General features: G+C 73.2%; 12 protein-coding genes and 1 pseudogene. 12 read left to right on the top strand and 1 reads right to left on the bottom strand.

Annotated elements, in window-relative coordinates; all coding sequences use genetic code 11:
* The first annotated feature begins 54 nt into the window (after nucleotides 1-54).
* The 3 genes and pseudogenes from ABZV06_RS13120 to ABZV06_RS13110 all read left to right on the top strand — a co-directional run bounded on the left by ABZV06_RS13120 (nucleotide 55) and on the right by ABZV06_RS13110 (nucleotide 2,992).
* Nucleotides 55-851: pseudogene (locus tag ABZV06_RS13120) on the top strand (sugar nucleotide-binding protein).
* Nucleotides 852-915: 64 nt separating this feature from the next.
* Complete coding sequence (locus tag ABZV06_RS13115; protein ID WP_355621126.1) at nucleotides 916-1,533, top strand: helix-turn-helix domain-containing protein; 618 nt, start codon at nucleotides 916-918, stop codon at nucleotides 1,531-1,533.
* Between the two features lie 55 nt (nucleotides 1,534-1,588).
* Nucleotides 1,589-2,992, top strand: coding sequence for an MFS transporter (locus tag ABZV06_RS13110; RefSeq protein WP_355621123.1), 1,404 nt, complete (start codon nucleotides 1,589-1,591; stop codon nucleotides 2,990-2,992).
* Here ABZV06_RS13110 and ABZV06_RS13105 read toward each other — a convergent pair.
* A complete protein-coding gene (locus ABZV06_RS13105) occupies nucleotides 2,989-3,738 on the bottom strand; it encodes a GNAT family N-acetyltransferase (RefSeq protein ID WP_355621120.1) in 750 nt (249 codons plus the stop codon). The two genes, ABZV06_RS13110 and ABZV06_RS13105, sit on opposite strands and share 4 nt — an antisense overlap.
* Before the next feature lie 259 nt (nucleotides 3,739-3,997).
* Between ABZV06_RS13105 and ABZV06_RS13100 the strand changes: the two genes are divergently transcribed.
* The 9 genes from ABZV06_RS13100 to ABZV06_RS13060 all read left to right on the top strand — a co-directional run bounded on the left by ABZV06_RS13100 (nucleotide 3,998) and on the right by ABZV06_RS13060 (nucleotide 15,428).
* Entirely contained in the window at nucleotides 3,998-4,219 is a 222-nt protein-coding gene (locus ABZV06_RS13100) for a hypothetical protein (protein ID WP_355243064.1), read from the top strand.
* Between the two features lie 75 nt (nucleotides 4,220-4,294).
* Complete coding sequence (locus ABZV06_RS13095; protein ID WP_355621117.1) at nucleotides 4,295-5,872, top strand: replication-associated recombination protein A; 1,578 nt, start codon at nucleotides 4,295-4,297, stop codon at nucleotides 5,870-5,872.
* 2,438 nt (nucleotides 5,873-8,310) lie between these two features.
* Nucleotides 8,311-9,009: a hypothetical protein gene (locus ABZV06_RS13090; protein ID WP_355243313.1), complete on the top strand. Its 699-nt coding sequence runs from the start codon at nucleotides 8,311-8,313 to the stop codon at nucleotides 9,007-9,009.
* 150 nt (nucleotides 9,010-9,159) lie between these two features.
* Nucleotides 9,160-9,624, top strand: a complete 465-nt coding sequence (locus ABZV06_RS13085) for a DUF948 domain-containing protein (protein ID WP_355243069.1) — start codon at nucleotides 9,160-9,162, stop codon at nucleotides 9,622-9,624.
* Nucleotides 9,625-9,652: 28 nt separating this feature from the next.
* Nucleotides 9,653-9,958 carry a hypothetical protein gene (locus ABZV06_RS13080; protein WP_355243072.1) on the top strand — a complete coding sequence of 102 codons (306 nt, stop codon included), beginning with the start codon at nucleotides 9,653-9,655 and terminating at the stop codon, nucleotides 9,956-9,958.
* On the top strand, nucleotides 9,955-12,633 hold the full coding sequence (gene alaS, locus ABZV06_RS13075; RefSeq protein ID WP_355243075.1) for an alanine--tRNA ligase: 2,679 nt from the start codon (nucleotides 9,955-9,957) through the stop codon (nucleotides 12,631-12,633). The genes ABZV06_RS13080 and alaS overlap by 4 nt, the downstream gene beginning before the upstream one ends.
* Nucleotides 12,634-12,706: 73 nt before the next feature.
* A complete protein-coding gene (gene ruvX / locus ABZV06_RS13070; protein WP_355243078.1) occupies nucleotides 12,707-13,165 on the top strand; it encodes a Holliday junction resolvase RuvX in 459 nt (152 codons plus the stop codon).
* Nucleotides 13,165-14,358 (top strand): endolytic transglycosylase MltG, encoded by a 1,194-nt coding sequence (gene mltG, locus ABZV06_RS13065; protein ID WP_355243081.1) that lies wholly within the window; start codon nucleotides 13,165-13,167, stop codon nucleotides 14,356-14,358. Before ruvX ends, mltG begins: the two co-directional genes overlap by 1 nt.
* A gap of 236 nt (nucleotides 14,359-14,594) precedes the next feature.
* Complete coding sequence (locus ABZV06_RS13060; RefSeq protein ID WP_355621114.1) at nucleotides 14,595-15,428, top strand: shikimate dehydrogenase; 834 nt, start codon at nucleotides 14,595-14,597, stop codon at nucleotides 15,426-15,428.
* Nucleotides 15,429-15,610 lie beyond the last annotated feature (182 nt).

Genomic DNA, 15,610 nt, shown 5'->3' with positions numbered 1-15,610 from the left:
TCGCCCCGCGAGATGACGCAAACCTCTTGATCGTCGATGGGGGAGTGGGCTGGAATGCGGGTTCTTGTTGTCGGGGGCAGCGGGTTTCTGGGTCGGGAGGTCTGTCGGCGGGGGGTCAGCGCCGGGTTCTCGGTGGTGGGGACGTATCACTCCGGGTCCGTCGGGGTGGCTGGTGTTGACGGGCGGCGGCTGGACGTGACCGACCGCGCCGCCGCGCGCGCTGGTCGCCGAGGTGCGGCCGGACACCGTGGTCGCGACCCCCTACCGGTACGACGACTGGACGGTCACCGCCGACGGGGCCGCGCACGTCGCCCTCGCCGCCGCCGAGGTGGGGGCGCGGCTGGTGCACCTGTCCAGCGACGCGCTGCACGGTGGCCGTCCCACGCCGTACGCCGACGACGACCCGCCCAGCCCGGTCAACGCGTACGGGGCCGCGAAGGCGGCGGCGGAGACCGCTGTGCGGGCGATCGACCCCGGTGCGTACCTCGCTGATCCTCGGGGAGGGCAGTAAGCAGATCCAGCTCTGCCGCGAGGCGCTGGCCGGTCGGGCCGTTCTGTTCACCGACGAGTTCCGCTGCCCGGTCGACGTCGGCGACCTGGCCGACGCCGTGCTGGAGTTGGCCGGCTCGTCGTACGCCGGGCTGCTCAACGTGGCCGGCGCGGACGCGGTCAGTCGGGCCGAGCTGGGTCTGCTGGTCGCCGAGCGGTTCGGTCTGGACGCGACGGGCCTGAAGACCGCCACGGCCGCCGCCGCTGGCGTGGTCCGCCCCTGCGACGTACGCCTCGACTCCGCCCGCGCCGCCGGTCTGCTGCGGACGCGGCTGCGCGGGGTTCGGGAACTCCTGACCTGACGTCCTGCACACTTCCTATGCACAACTCTTGTGCATAGGAAGTGTGCAGAGATAGTGTGCAGTCATGGCGAATGACGAAGCGACCCGGCGGCCCGCCCCGCGGGAGGTGCGGATCGACAAACGGCAGGTCCGGGTGCTCGCGCACCCGCTGCGGATGCGACTGGTCGGTGCCCTGCGGGTGAGCGGGCCTGCCACCGCCACCACCCTCGCCGCGCTGCTCGGCACCAACACCGGCGCGACCAGCTATCACCTGCGCCAACTCGCCGAGGTCGGGCTGGTCACCGAGGATCCCGACCGGGGCAGCGGACGGCAGCGCTGGTGGCAGGCCGCGCACGACGTCACGAGCTGGGAGCCGAGCGACTTCGACGACGACCCCGACGCCCGTGCCGCGATCGAGTGGATCCAGGGCGACCAGGTGCGACTCCTCGTCGAACACGCCGATCGCTGGTTCGCCACCCAGCACGAGTGGTCCCCCGCCTGGCGGGACGCCTTCGGCATGGGCGACATCTTCCTGACCGTCCCGCCCGAGCGGCTGGAGGCGCTCAAGGCGGAGGTGTGGCAGGTGCTGGAGCGGTACCACCGGGAGGCCGAGTCGGTCGACGCGGCCGAGCCCGCCGACCCGCAGGCCCGCCCGGTGCAGGTCTTCCTGGCCGCCTACCCCCTGCTGGACGGTCCCCGATGAGCGCGAGGAGTGAGCCGGGGTTGCGAGCCCCGCAGTCGCGAATCGGGGTGGCGTCGTGAGCGCGCTGACCGTACGCCAGGTCCGGCGTCGTTACCTCACCCTCTACGGCCTGCGCTGGCTGCCCACGGGGTTGATGATCCCGGTGATGATCCTGCTGATGCAGGAGCGCGGCCTGTCGCTGCCGCAGATCGGCCTGGTCAGCACCGCGCAGGGGCTGCTGGTGCTCGCGCTGGAGCTGCCCACCGGTGGGTTCGCCGACGCCCTCGGCCGCAAGCCGGTCCTGCTCGCCGCCGGAGCCCTCAACCTCGCCTCCCTCGCGGTGTTCGCGGTGGCCGACTCGTTCGCCCTGTTCTTCCTGGTCTGGGCCCTGCAGGGCGTCTACCGCGCGCTGGACAGCGGCCCGCTGGAGTCCTGGTACGTCGACGCGACACTGGCCGCCGACCCGCAGGCCGAGTACGAGAAGGGCCTCGGGTACGCAGGCACCGTCGTCGGTGTGGCCATCGGCGGCGGCGCGCTGCTCAGCGGTGGCCTGGTCGCGCTCGGGCCGGTCGGTCCGGTCAGCGCGCTCACCGTGCCGGTGCTGGCCGCGATCGTCGCCCAGGCGGCCGCATTCGTCGCGCTGCTCGTCCTGCTGGTCGAGGAGCGGCCGGCCACCGGGGTCGCGGCGGTGCGGGCGTCGGTGGTCCAGGCGCCTCGGATGATCGGCGAGGCGGTCGGGCTGCTGCGCCGGTCCCGGGTGCTGCTGGCCCTGGTGGCGGTGGAGCTGTTCTGGGGCTTCGGCATGGTCACGTTCGAGTCGTTGCTGCCGGTCCGGCTCGCCGAGGTGATCGGCAACCCGGACCGGGCCGCCGCGCTCCTCGGGCCGGCCAGCTCGGCCGCCTGGATCGCCAGCGCGGCCGGCGCGGCACTGACCCCGCTGCTGCTGCGCTGGTTCGGGGCGGCTCCGGGCGCGGCCCTGCTGCGCATCCTGCAGGGCGTCACGGTGGTCGGGATGGGGCTGTTCGCCGGGCCGGTCGGCGTGCTGGTGGCCTACCTGGCCTGCTACGCCGTGCACGGCGCGTCGAACCCCCTGCACAGTGGTCTGCTGCACCGCCAGGTCGACGGCCCGTACCGGACCAGCGTGCTCTCGCTGAACTCGATGATGGGACAGCCGGCCGCAGCGTTCGGCGGGGTGGTGCTGACCGCGCTCGCGGCCGCCACCAGCGTGGGTACGGCGATGGTGGTCGGCGCGGTCGTGCTGGCCGTCGCCGCTCCGCTCTACCTGCCCGCCTGGCGGGCCGCCTCCGACCCGGCCGGCGTTCGGCCCGCGTCGGACCCGGCTGTCCCTCGGCCCGCGTCGGACCCGGCCGGCGAACAGGTCGCGGTGAACCCGGCCGGCCCTCGGACCGCCGACGCCCTGCCCGGCCCGCGCCGCGACGGCACGGACCCCACCGCCGCCGTTCCGGTCGAGCGGCGTTAGCGCTCGGGGCCGAGGCGGATCGAGGTACGGGACAGGGTGCTGGTGAAGCCGAGGCGACGGTAGAGACGGACCGCCCCGACGTTGTCCGGGTAGACGCCCAGCGCGACGGTGTCGTGCCGGGACAGCAGCGCCCGGGTCATGCCGGCGGTCAGCGCCGCGCCCAGCCCTCGACCGCGCTGGTCGGGGGCGACCGTCAGGCCGGCCAGGAACCCGATGTCACCCCGGCTGCGGTCCGCGCCGCACGCCACCACACGGTCGCCGGCTCGGATGCCGTACCAGTCGACGACGGTCGGGTCGCCCGGACGCGTGGTGGTGCTCGGGAACGCCTCGTCGACGAGCGCCTCCAGCGCAGGGCGATCGGCGGCGGTCAGCCGTACGACCCGCTGCTCGTCCGGCTGGCGTGGGGGAGCGACGGTGGTCCAGTGGAAGTCCCAGTCGACGTGGTGGGCCACCGCCACCCGCCCGACCGCCAGAGCGGGGTCGAATCGGGGCAGGTGCAGCCGGTGCTCCGGCCGTAGCAGCCCCTCGGCGACCAGCGAGGCGCAGAAATCCAGCACCGGTCCGGCCGGGCCGACGGCGTCGGCGCCGAAGCCGCGCTCGGGTGGCAGCAACCACAGCACGGCGCCGCCGCGCCGCCAGCCGCGCGCCGGGATGCCCGGCGTGAGCGAGAGCCGGACGAACGGATGCGCGTCGGCGGCGGCCAGGATCGTGGCCCGGTCGTGGAGCGCCTGGTCCTCGATGATCATGCTGGTCAGCCTAGGAGCCGGCGTACCGGGCGACCGCGCCGGGCCGCCAGTGCGCCTCGCGCCTCGCGCCTCGCGCCCGAGATCAGCACAACTTCCGGGATGTTGCTGCCTCAGCGGCGCCGGAAACAGCAACATCCCGGACGTTGCGCGGATCTTGATGGGGGAGCCGTCCGCACCCGATCCACGGTGGAGATTGGCGAGCCGACCGATTGGGTACATCACGCGCCGACCCACTGGGAACCCCCACCGGAGGACCGACATGCTCGCCATTCTCGCGGCCATCGTCTTTGGCTTCGCACTGCTGCTCGACCTGCTCGACACCGACTTCGGCGCGCCCGACCTGTTCAACTGGAACACCCTCGTACTCATCGGCCTCTTCCTGCTCTCGCTCTACCTCGGCGGCGTCGGCAGCGGCCCGCGCGGCGGTGGCGGCGGTGGCGGCGGTCGCTGGTACCGGGGTCGCCGTCCCGGTCGTGGCTGACCGAGACCGATCAGCGGTGGCCCGGCCCGCAGCGCGATTCCAGCGTCGCGGGTCGGGCCCGGTACTGTCTTCGTGATGGAGTCCGACGCTCTCTTCTCCCTCGGTGCCCCCACCGGGTCGCGCGGCGCGCCCGAGGGTCCCGCCGGTGTCGACGGCTTCACTCCGGTAGCGGACGATTCGCCCCTGCCTGTCCGCATGCGGCCCGCGAGCCTGGACGAATTGATCGGGCAGGACCACCTGCTCGCCCCCGGCGCGCCGCTGCGGCAACTGGTCTCCGGCGGCGCCGGGATGTCGGTCATCCTGTGGGGACCGCCGGGAAGCGGCAAGACCACCATCGCGCACCTGGTGGCCGGTGCCACCGACCGCCGCTTCGTCGCCCTGTCGGCGCTGTCCGCCGGCGTCAAGGACGTCCGCGCGGTGATCGAGACGGCCCGCCGCCAGCGCCGTTCGGGCGGCCCGCAGACGGTGCTGTTCATCGACGAGGTGCACCGGTTCAGCAAGACCCAGCAGGATTCGCTGCTCGCCGCCGTCGAGGACCGCACGGTCACGCTGCTCGCGGCGACCACCGAGAACCCGTACTTCTCGGTCATCTCACCTCTGCTCTCGCGGTGCGTGCTGCTCACCCTGCAACCGCTCGACGACGATGCCGTACGCGGCCTGCTGCGCCGCGCCGTCGCCGACGAGCGTGGCCTCGGCGGCACGCTCACCCTGGCCGCCGAAGCCGAGGACCATCTCGTCCGGCTCGCCTCCGGTGACGTCCGCAAGGCGTTGACCGCGCTGGAGGCGGCGGCCGCCTCCGCCTCGGCCCTCGGCGTCGAGCGCATCGACCTGGCCACCGCCGAGCAGGCGGTCGACGTGGCGGCGGTGCGCTACGACCGTGACGGCGACGCCCACTACGACGTGGTCAGCGCGTTCATCAAGAGCATGCGTGGCTCGGACGTCGACGCCGCGGTGCACTGGCTGGCCCGGATGCTGGTCGCCGGTGAGGACGCCCGGTTAATCGCCCGGCGGCTGGTGATCTTCGCCAGCGAGGACGTGGGCATGGCCGATCCCACCGCGTTGAGCGTGGCCACCGCCGCCGCGCACGCGGTGGAGTACGTCGGCCTGCCCGAGGTGCAGCTCAATCTCGCCCAGGCCGTGATCCACCTGGCCACCGCGCCGAAGTCGAACTCGGCCACCACCGCGATCGGCGCGGCCATCGCCGACGTACGGGCCGGTCGGGGTGGTTCGGTACCCCGGGGTCTGCGCGACGCGCACTACGCCGGTGCCCGCGGTCTGGGTCACGGCACCGGCTACCGATACCCGCACGATGACCAGCGCGGCGTCGTCACCCAGCAGTACGTCCCCGACGACCTCGTGGGCGTCGACTACTACCAGCCCGGCCCGCACGGTGCGGAACGGTCCGTGGCGACGCGGCTGCCGTTGCTGCGCCGGATCGTACGCGGGCTGCCGGCACCACCGGCCCGCCCGGAAGCCCCGACCGCCGCGCCACCCGCGGCGACCGCCGTAGCCGGGTCGTCCGACGGCTCACCGGTAACGCCGCAGGCCGCGCCAGCGCTTGCCGTTCGGAACGGTCGGGCGGCGACGGGTGTGGACGGTCCCGGCACGACGCAGGACGACGGCACGAACGCCGCAGGAGAGGGTCAACAGTGAGATCGCGTGGTGCGGACCGCCCCGACGAGGGCCCGGACGAGCGGCGTGATCCCCGCGCCAAGGGCCGCCGCTGGGGTCGAGGGCGAGCCGAGGCCGAGCCGGAGGAGCCGGTGGCCGGCGAGGAGTTCGGCTGGATCGACGACCTGCGCTCGGCCAAGCAGCAGCGCGGCGAGTTGAGTCCGGACGGCATGCCCGCCGAGCCCGTACCCCCGCGTACCGGCCTGCCCACGCCGCCGGACGCGCCGCCCGGCCCACGTCGCCCGGACGCCGAGGCCGCCGGGGCGCGCCGCCCGGTCGACGGACCCTGGCCGGGCGAGGCGCCCCCACCCGATCGTCGCCCGGACGCCCGCCCGCCCGCCGATCGGCCGCCTGTCGAGCGTCCGCGTGATGCCGGGCCGCCCGGCGTCCCCGACCAGCCGGCATCGCGTGGCCCACAGCCGGTTCCCGGTGTCGGCCCGCACCCCGCCGCCCCGCCCCGCACACCGCCGGCCGCCCGTCCAGGCGCGGGTGACCCGGCGAACCCCGCAAGCTCCCGCCCGGCCTCCGGCGCTCCCACCGGCCCGACGCGACCGCGTCCGACCGTGGGCCCGTCCGGCCCGCCCCCGGGGTCACCGGCCGCGGGTGCTCCGACCAGCCCCCGTCCAGAGATTCCCGCGCCGACCGGCCGGGCGGAAGCCGTTCCGCCGCTGCGCCGGCCGGACGCCGTACCGCCGGGTCGTCGACCCGCGCCCGATCCGAGTGAGGGCGGCCGGGCGCGCAGCGGTGACGGACTGCCCCCGCCGGGACGGCGTACGACCGAATCGGCCCGCCCCGCCGCCGGCGCTCCCCGCTTCGACGGGCCTGCGCCCGGCGTCGTCGCGCAGGTCGCCGACGGTCTGCGACCCGACCCCGCGATCGCTCATGACCCGCGTACGGCCCGGCGTCGTCCCGGGCCCGTCGACCCGGGGGCACCGGAGCCAGGCCGCCCCGCCGGGGGCGGCCACCGCCGTGCCGCCGAACCGGACGAGCCGGTGGTGCCCCGCTCGGGTAACGCTCCACCGTTGCCCGGCGCGACGCCCACCGGCGCTGTCCCCACCGGCGGCACGGCCACCGATGGCACCGGTCGCCGTCGAGCGGTAGCCGACGAGCAGGACCGACGCGTGCCGACCGGCGCTGAGCCGCAGCCGGACCTGCGGGACCGTCCGGAACGACCGGCCGACTGGCTGCGCCAGGCCGGCCGGTTGCCGCACACCGACCCGGGCCTGCCGGTGGTCAACCGCCGAGGGAACGCCCCACCGGCCGGCGAGCGGCCCGTCGGCCGACGGGCCGCCACACCGCCTGCCGGTGACCTGAACGACCGCTCCGGTGGTCCGCTCGCCGTACCCGATCCGGCCGCGGAGCGTGCCACCGGCCGCCGTGCCGCCGGGCCGCCCGCCGACCCGGGCGCGGACGCGCCCACCGGCCGCCGGGCCGCCCGTGCTCCGGAATCCACCGGCGAGCACCCGACCGGTTCGGTGTCGCAGCCGTCGGTTGCTGGTGAGCGTCCCGTCGGCCGCCGGGGTGCCCCGGGGACCGCCCCGGACCCGATCAACCGACGTCGCCGCCCGTCAGCCGACCCCGCTTCCGAGGGACGGCCCGGCCCGGCGGGCGAGCGCGGCGACGACCCGTACGCCGGTCCGCCCGGCGGCGGACGACCCGCGCCCGGCGCTCCCGTGCGGGGCGCCCGCTCCGGCCCGCCCGGCGGTCGGGCCCGGCTCGCGCCCGGTGACGCGCCGGTCTCCGGCGCCGGCCGCCGTGGGCCCGACGGTGCACCCCGCCCCGACGTCGCCAACACCGACGGTCCGGCGCGTTCGGCGGTGCCGCCGGGTGCCGGCCCCGACGGTCCGTCCCGGTCCCGCCCCGACGGTCCGGCGCGCGCCGCTGTTCCGCCGGGCGGTCCGGACGCCGCGGCCCGCGCCGCTGCCCCACCCGGAGTCGATCCGCAGCGTGCGGCCCGTGGGGCGGCACGACCGGGCGTCGGTCCGGATGGTCCACCTCGGCCCGGTACGGCCCGGCCGCGCCCGGACGGCCCGGCGCGCGCTGCCGTCCCGCCGGGCGTCGGTCCGGATGGTCCGTCCCGTCCCGACGGTCCGCCACGTCCGGACGGTCCGGCGCGCGCCGCCGTCCGCCCGCCAGGGGTCGCCCAGCCACCTGGCGGTGACGTCCGTCCGGGCGCCGAGCAGACTGGCCCCGGGTCGCCCGTGGCCGCCCGTGCCGCTGCCCCGCGACCGGCGGACCGCGCTGCCGGCCGGGCCCTGCCGCCGCCTCGCGAGGGTGTCCGCCCCGAGCCCACCGGTGTCGCCAGCGTGCCGCCGTCCGGCCGTCCCGGCGAGCCGGTCGCCCGCGCCGCCGTCGTGCCCCCGGCCACGGCGGGTCCGCTGGACCGGCCGCCCTCCGAGCCGACCGATGGGCCGCCGGCGCTGCGCGCGGCTGGCCACGACGGCTCGGACGACGACGATGCGGCCCCGGGCGCCCGATCCGAGCAGCACCGGCAGTCGCGTGAACGACGTCGGCTGCGGGTCGCCGTCCTGGCGCTGGTCAGCGTCGTGCTGCTCGGTGCGGTGCCACTCTTCTTCGGCATCCGCACGCTGGGCAGGGACCCGGTCTTCGACAATCTGGACCAGCTCGCCGTGCCCGCGTGGGCCGCGACGAAGACGGTCGACGACGTCAGCGGCAGCCGCTGGTGCCTGCTCGACTGTCGGCTACGCGAGCGCACGGTCACCTCGGAGAAGTCGCCGGAGGAGACGGCGACGGTCTACGAGGAGGCGCTGCGCAACGACGGTTGGCGACCGTGGAAGGTGAGCCGCTGCCCCGAGCAGGGGACGAAGGGCAGCTACACGTGCTGGCGTCAGGACGAGCTGACGCTTGACCTGTGGGTGCGCGCGCCGGCCTGCGTGCCGCCGCCGGTCGACGGGGAGCCGGCGATCGTGCCGTCACCCGCACCGTCGGCCGCTGCGGGGGAGTGCACCGGCTCGTTGGTGTCGGTGAAGGTGCGCAACGCGATCGACGACGAGCGGACCAGGCCGCAGCCCAGCACCGATCCGTCACTGACCGGGGAGGATCCGTTCCCGACGGTCAGCGGCGATCCGCTGGGCGACGTGACACCCTCACCGTCCTGAGCCGCTCTCCATCACGGACGGTAGGGTCTGGGGCTGGCGGACCCACCCGCGCCCGTCGACGGGCGACGGCCCGGTGGGTTCGGTGGGCACCACGGTTGTTGCGTTCCGAGGACGTCGGGTCCGGCGGAAATCTGCTTGAGGAGGACACGCGTGGGCGACATTTTAGAGGTCGCGGCGCTGATCGCGGCGAGCGCGTTCGCGGTGCTGGTGCTCATCCTGACGCTGCCGATCCTGCGGCTGCGGCACACGGTGGACGCCACCACCCGGATGATCAACGACCTCAACGACCGGACGGCACCGCTGCTCGGCGACGTCAACACCACGGTGAAGAACGTCAACATCGCTCTGGAGCAGGTGCAGACCTCGCTCGACGGTGTGAACCTGCAGCTGGCCAAGGTCGACACGATGACCAGCCACGCCCAGAACGTCACCGCCAACGTCGCCAACCTGGCGACGGTGGTCTCCGCCGCAGCCGCGAACCCGCTGGTCAAGGTCGCCGCGTTCGGCTACAGCGTGCGCCGGGCCGCTGCGAGCCGTCGGCACGCCGAGACCGAGCGCGAGGTGCGCGACACCATCAAGCAGCAGCGGCGGGCCGCCCGGCGCGGCAACCGCTGACCGGCCCGGCCACAGGAGGTAGCACGACATGAAGCGTCTGTTCTGGCTCGGCATCGGCGTGGCCGTGGGCGTGGTGGTGGTCCGCAGGGCGACCCGGACCGCACAGGCGTACACCCCGGCCGGCATCGCCAGCTCGTTGTCGGAATCCGCTGGCAGCCTGGCGGAGTCGGTGCGTAGCTTCGTGGAGGACGTCCGGGTCGGGATGGCCGAGCGCGAGCAGGAGATCCACCAGGCGTTCGTCCAGGGCGAGGCGTTCGACGACCAGTTCGCCGAGCTGCGGGAGTCCCCGCGGATCGGCGATCGAGAGATTTTTCCGGAGGAACACCAGCGATGAAGACGGCGGAGATCAAGCGGCGGTACCTCGCGCACTTCGAGGCGAACGGCCATGCCGTGGTGCCGTCCGCTCCGCTGCCCGCCATCAGCGACCCGAACCTGTTGTTCGTCAACGCCGGCATGGTGCAGTTCGTGCCCTACTTCCTGGGCCAGCAGACCCCGCCGTACCAGCGGGCGGTCAGCGTGCAGAAGTGCATCCGTACCCCGGACATCGACGAGGTCGGCAAGACCAGCCGGCACGGCACGTTCTTCCAGATGAACGGCAACTTCTCCTTCGGCGACTACTTCAAGGCCGGGGCGATTCCGCTGGCGTGGGAGTTGTCGACGAAGCCGGTCGCCGAGGGTGGTTACGGGCTTGATCCGGAGCGGATCTGGCCGACGATCTACCTGGACGACGACGAGGCGTACGAGATCTGGCGGTCGGTGGGTGTGCCGGCCGAGCGGATCGTGCGTCGGGGCAAGGCGGACAACTTCTGGTCGATGGGCATCCCCGGGCCGTGCGGTCCGTCGTCCGAGCTGTTCTACGACCGGGGCCCGGAGTACGGCGCCGAGGGTGGTCCGGCGGTCGACGAGGACCGGTACATGGAGTACTGGAACCTCGTGTTCATGCAGTTCGAGCGGGGTCCGGGCACCAACAAGGAGGACTACCCGATCCTGGGTGAGTTGCCGGCGAAGAACATCGACACCGGCATGGGCCTGGAGCGGATGGCCTCGATCCTGCAGGGCGTCGACAACCTGTACGAGATCGACGAGGTCCGGCCGATCCTGGCGCGGGCGGCGGAGCTGACCGGCAAGCGGTACGGCGCGCACTCCGGGCACGTGGCGAGCGAGTCGCACCCGGACGACGTGCGGCTGCGGGTGGTCGCGGATCACGTGCGGACCGCGCTGATGCTGATCGGTGACGGTGTGACCCCGTCGAACGAGGGTCGCGGGTACGTGCTGCGGCGGATCATGCGTCGGGCGATCCGGTCGATCCGGCTGCTGGGCTGGCAGGACCGGGCGCTGCCCGAGCTGCTGCCCGTCGCGCGGGACTGCATGGCGCCGTCGTACCCGGAGCTGGCGACCGACTTCGACCGGATCGCGCAGTACGCGTACGCCGAGGAGGAGGCGTTCCTGTCGACGCTGCGTGCCGGGACGACGATCCTGGACACGGCGATCGCCGAGACCCGCACGGCGGGTGGCACGGCGTTGTCCGGGGCGAAGGCGTTCCAATTGCACGACACGTACGGCTTCCCGATCGACCTGACCCTGGAGATCGCGGCCGAGCAGGGCCTGAAGGTCGACGACGAGGGCTTCCGCCGACTGATGGCCGACCAGCGTACCCGTGCCAAGGCCGACGCGCAGGCCCGCAAGACCGGGCACACCGACGTGTCGGCGTACCGGTCGGTGCTCGACGAGGGCGGCCCGGTGACGTTCACCGGCTACAGCGAGGTGGCCCGCGAGTCGCGGGTGCGCGCGCTGCTGGGCTCGGACGGGCGACGGGCGGCGGCGACCGAGGGCGAGACCGTCGAGTTGGTGCTCGACACGACCCCGTTCTACGCCGAGGGCGGCGGCCAGCAGCCGGACCACGGCATCATCACGGTCGGCGACGGTCAGGTCGAGGTGCTCGACGTGCAGCAGCCGGTGCCGGGCCTGATCGTGCACCGGGCCCGGGTGATCCGGGGCGAGGTGCACCCCGGCGACACCGGCTACGCCGAGATCGACGCCACCCGTCGACGGGCGATCTCCCGGTCGCACACCGCCACCCACCTGGTGCACCAGACCATGCGCAATTTCCTCGGCGAGTCGGCGACCCAGGCGGGTTCGCTGAACGCGCCGGGCCGCCTGCGGTTCGACTTCAACACCCCGACCGGTGTGTCGCCGACCGTCCTGCGCGACGTGGAGCAGCAGGTCAACGAGGTTTTGCTCGCCGACCTGGAGGTGCACGCCTTCATCACCTCGCTGGACGAGGCGCGGCGGATCGGCGCGATGGCGCTCTTCGGCGAGAAGTACGGCGAGGAGGTGCGGGTCGTCGAGGTGGGTGACTACGCCCGCGAGCTGTGCGGCGGCACGCACGTGGCCCGCTCGGCGCAGCTCGGTCTCGTGAAGATCCTCTCCGAGTCGTCGATCGGCTCCGGTGTGCGCCGGGTCGAGGCGCTGGTCGGCATGGACGCCTTCGGCTTCCTGGCCAAGGAACACCTGCTGGTGTCCCGGCTGGCCGAGCTGTACCGGGTGCCCAACGACCAGGTCGCCGACCGGGTGGAGCAGACCGTCACCCAGCTCCGCGACGCGGAGAAGGAGCTGGAGAAGCTGCGCGCCCAGCTCGTGCTCGGCGGGGCGGGTGCGCTCGCCGCGCAGGCCAAGGACGTGCGCGGAGTGGCGTACGTCGGCACCGAGGCGCCGGAGGGCGCGGCCGGTAACGACGTACGGACCCTGGCGCAGGAGATCCGCGGCAAGATCGACCCGGCGCGACCGGCGGTCGTCGCCGTGGCGGCCCGGGCGAACGGCAAGGCCTCGCTGGTGGTGGCGGTCAACGCGGCGGCCCGCAGTCGGGGCATCGCCGCGTCGGACCTGGTGAAGGCGGCGTTCTCCGGGCGCGGCGGGGGAAGCCCCGACCTGGCCCAGGGTGGCGGCCTGCCCGCGACCGAGGCGCCGAACCTCCTGCTCACGGTCGAGAAGGCGATCACCGAGGCGTGATGGACAGTCAGTGTCGACCAGGGCGGGCCATTCGGTCCGCCCTGGTTCGTCGACAGCCTACGGGTGACCGACGGTGACCGGGTTCACACGGGGCGTTCGCCTCGGTGTGGACGTCGGTCAGGTGCGCGTCGGCGTGTCGCGCTCCGATCCGCACGGGGTGCTGGCCACGCCGGTGGTCACCCTCGCCCGCGACCTCACCGCCGCGCCGGACGCGGTGCCGACCGACATTGCCCAGCTCGCGGCACTTGTGGTCGAGCACGAGGCCGTCGAGGTGGTCGTCGGTCTCCCGGTCAACCTGGCCGGTAAACACGGCCCGGCGGCGGTCAGTGTCAAGGCGTACGCTGACCGATTGGTCAATGTGATAGCGCCGATCCCGGTAACGCTTACCGACGAGAGGATGTCGACCGTGGTCGCTTCTCGTAGGCTTGCCGAGCGTGGCGTTCGTGGCAAGCGTCAACGTGCGGTTGTCGATCAGGCGGCCGCGGTGGAGATCCTGCAGAGCTGGCTGGATGCGCAGCGGAGGCGGACGTAATGATCGACGATCTGGACCTTGGGTTCGACGAGCCGGAGCGAGGTGAGAAGGGCCGGCACCGGCGTAGCTTCCGCAAGCGCAAGGGAGGCTCCGGCGGCAGCCGGGGCAAGACGTTCCTGGCTCTGTTGATGGCCCTGGTTCTGCTGGGTGCCATCGGCGGCGGCGCGTTCTACGGGTTCGACCGGATCCAGAACTACTTCGTCACGCCCGACTACGACGGCGCCGGGTCCGGTGAGATCACCGTCGAGATCAAGAACGGCGCGTTGCTGGCCGACATGGCCGACGCCCTGGTCGCGGCCGACGTGGTCAAGAGCCAGAAGGCGTTCATCGAGGCCGCCGAGGCCAACTCGCGCAGCAAGAACATCCAGCCGGGCACGTACAAGCTGCGCAAGCAGATGAGCGGCGCGAGTGCCGTGACGGCCATGCTCGACCTCAAGAACAAGATCGTCAACGGGTTGACCATTCCCGAGGGTCGCACCAGCAAGAACATCTACAAGCTGCTCTCCGACAAGACCAAGATCCCGGTCAAGGAGTTCGAGGCCGCCGCGAAGGACCCGGAGGGGCTCGGCGTCCCGGACTGGTGGTTCAAGCGCGACGACGGCAAGAAGGTCGTCAAGTCCGTTGAGGGCTTCCTCTACCCGGACACGTACGAGATCCCGCCGAAGGCCACCGCCGAGAGCATCCTCAAGCTGATGGTGGACAACTTCCTCTCGGTGACCGGTGAGATGAAGTTCGCCGACCGGGTGCAGAAGGAGCGCAAGGTCAGCCCGTACGAGGCGTTGATCGTGGCGTCGCTGGCCCAGGCCGAGGCCGGTAACAAGGACGACCTCGGCAAGGTCGCCCGGGTGGCCTACAACCGGGCGTACGGCGAGTTCCCGTGCAACTGCCTGGAGATGGACGTCACGGTCAACTACTACCTGGAGTCGATCGGCAAGCCGACCAAGTCGTCGAAGCAGATGACGGCGGCCGAGTTGGACGACCCGAAGAACCCCTACAACCGCAAGCTGTCCGGCATGATCCCGACCCCGATCAACAACCCGGGCAAGCAGGCCCTGGAGGGGGCGATGGCCACGCCGGTGGGCAAGTGGCTGTACTTCGTGGCGATCGACAAGCAGGGGCACTCGGCCTTCGCCGAGACATACGCCGAACACCAGCGCAACGAGGCCAGGGCCCGGGAGGCCGGCATCATCTGACGCTGCACACCGCGAAAAGGCTCCCTTTGCGGCGACCGGAGACATCGGTCGCGCTGGAAAGGGAGCCTTTTCGCGTCAGATCACCTGGGGTGCCACGGTCAGTGGCTCGTCCCCGTCCACGTGCCGGTGCGCGGGTTGAGGAACGTCAAGCAAATACCATCGCCACCGCCGGTGCTGGCTGGTGCGGTCGTCCGTGCGGTCGGTAGGGTCGAGGCGACGTGTACGAAGGGGCGGACATGACGCGGACCGGGACGGCCCGTCGGGCCGCGGTGCTGGGCAAACCCATCGCACACTCGCTCTCCCCGGTGATCCACACCGCCGGGTACGCCGCCGCCGGGTTGACCGGGTGGTCGTACACCCGGATCGAGTGCGCGGCCGCGGAGCTGCCGGATCTGGTCGCCGGCCTGGGCCCGGAGTGGGCCGGGCTGTCGGTGACGATGCCGGGCAAGGAGGCGGCGCTCGCCGTGGCCGACGCCGCGTCGCCCGTCGCCGTCGCGGTCGGCGCGGCCAACACGTTGGTACGCCGACAGGACGGCTCCTGGTACGCGGACAACACCGACGTCGGCGGCATGGTGGACGTGCTCACCGACGCCGGCGTCACCGCCGGCGCGGCGATGACCGTGCTCGGTGCGGGCGGGACGGCCCGCGCCGCGCTCGCCGCCGCCGCACGGTTGGCCTGTTCGTCGGTGACGGTGGTGGCCCGTCGGGCCGAGGCGGTCGAAGGCCTGCGACCGGTCGCCGAGGCGGTCGGCGTTGCGGTGAGCGCCGGCGCCTGGGTGGACGCCCGCCGCCACCTCGCGGCCGACGTGGTCGTCTCCACGGTGCCGAAGGGGGTGGCCGACTTCCTCGCCGGTGAGGCGGACTGGCACGCCGGCGGGGTCTACTTCGACGCGCTCTATGACCCGTGGCCGACCCCCCTGGCGGCGTCCGCGCTCGGGGCCGACGTGCGGGTGACGTCTGGACTGGATCTCCTTCTGGCTCAGGCGGTGGGCCAGTTCGAACAGTTCACTGGCGTACGCGCCCCGGTGGAGGCCATGCGCGCCGCGTTGAAGTCGGCCCGGCCCGACTGACACCCGGAGGTCCAACCTCTCCTTCCATCGACGACGGGCACCTTCGTGTGGCGTGCGCCCGTGGGCTGCACCTATGTCCGGTGCCCTCAGCTCTGGAGCGAAGCGGTAAATATCCGGGTTCGCCGTGAACCAAGGCCGGATCTGGCCCGTTTGGGGGCACGGCGATCTGGCTGTACGGGTGG

The sequence above is a fragment of the Micromonospora sp. NPDC005172 genome, assembly GCF_040608555.1.
Lineage (GTDB): Bacteria > Actinomycetota > Actinomycetes > Mycobacteriales > Micromonosporaceae > Micromonospora.
The sequence above is the reverse complement of the archived record's forward strand: the minus strand, read 5'-3'. Positions and strand labels throughout refer to the sequence as shown.

What these genes read in the sequence shown, in the direction of transcription:
- ABZV06_RS13115 (WP_355621126.1), top strand. Translation starts at nt 916, where the DNA reads ATGGCGAATGACGAAGCGACCCGGCGGCCCGCCCCGCGGGAGGTGCGG.
- ABZV06_RS13105 (WP_355621120.1), bottom strand. Translation starts at nt 3,738, where the DNA reads ATGATCATCGAGGACCAGGCGCTCCACGACCGGGCCACGATCCTGGCC.
- ABZV06_RS13100 (WP_355243064.1), top strand. Translation starts at nt 3,998, where the DNA reads ATGCTCGCCATTCTCGCGGCCATCGTCTTTGGCTTCGCACTGCTGCTC.
- ABZV06_RS13095 (WP_355621117.1), top strand. Translation starts at nt 4,295, where the DNA reads ATGGAGTCCGACGCTCTCTTCTCCCTCGGTGCCCCCACCGGGTCGCGC.
- ABZV06_RS13080 (WP_355243072.1), top strand. Translation starts at nt 9,653, where the DNA reads ATGAAGCGTCTGTTCTGGCTCGGCATCGGCGTGGCCGTGGGCGTGGTG.
- alaS (WP_355243075.1), top strand. Translation starts at nt 9,955, where the DNA reads ATGAAGACGGCGGAGATCAAGCGGCGGTACCTCGCGCACTTCGAGGCG.
- mltG (WP_355243081.1), top strand. Translation starts at nt 13,165, where the DNA reads ATGATCGACGATCTGGACCTTGGGTTCGACGAGCCGGAGCGAGGTGAG.
- ABZV06_RS13060 (WP_355621114.1), top strand. Translation starts at nt 14,595, where the DNA reads ATGACGCGGACCGGGACGGCCCGTCGGGCCGCGGTGCTGGGCAAACCC.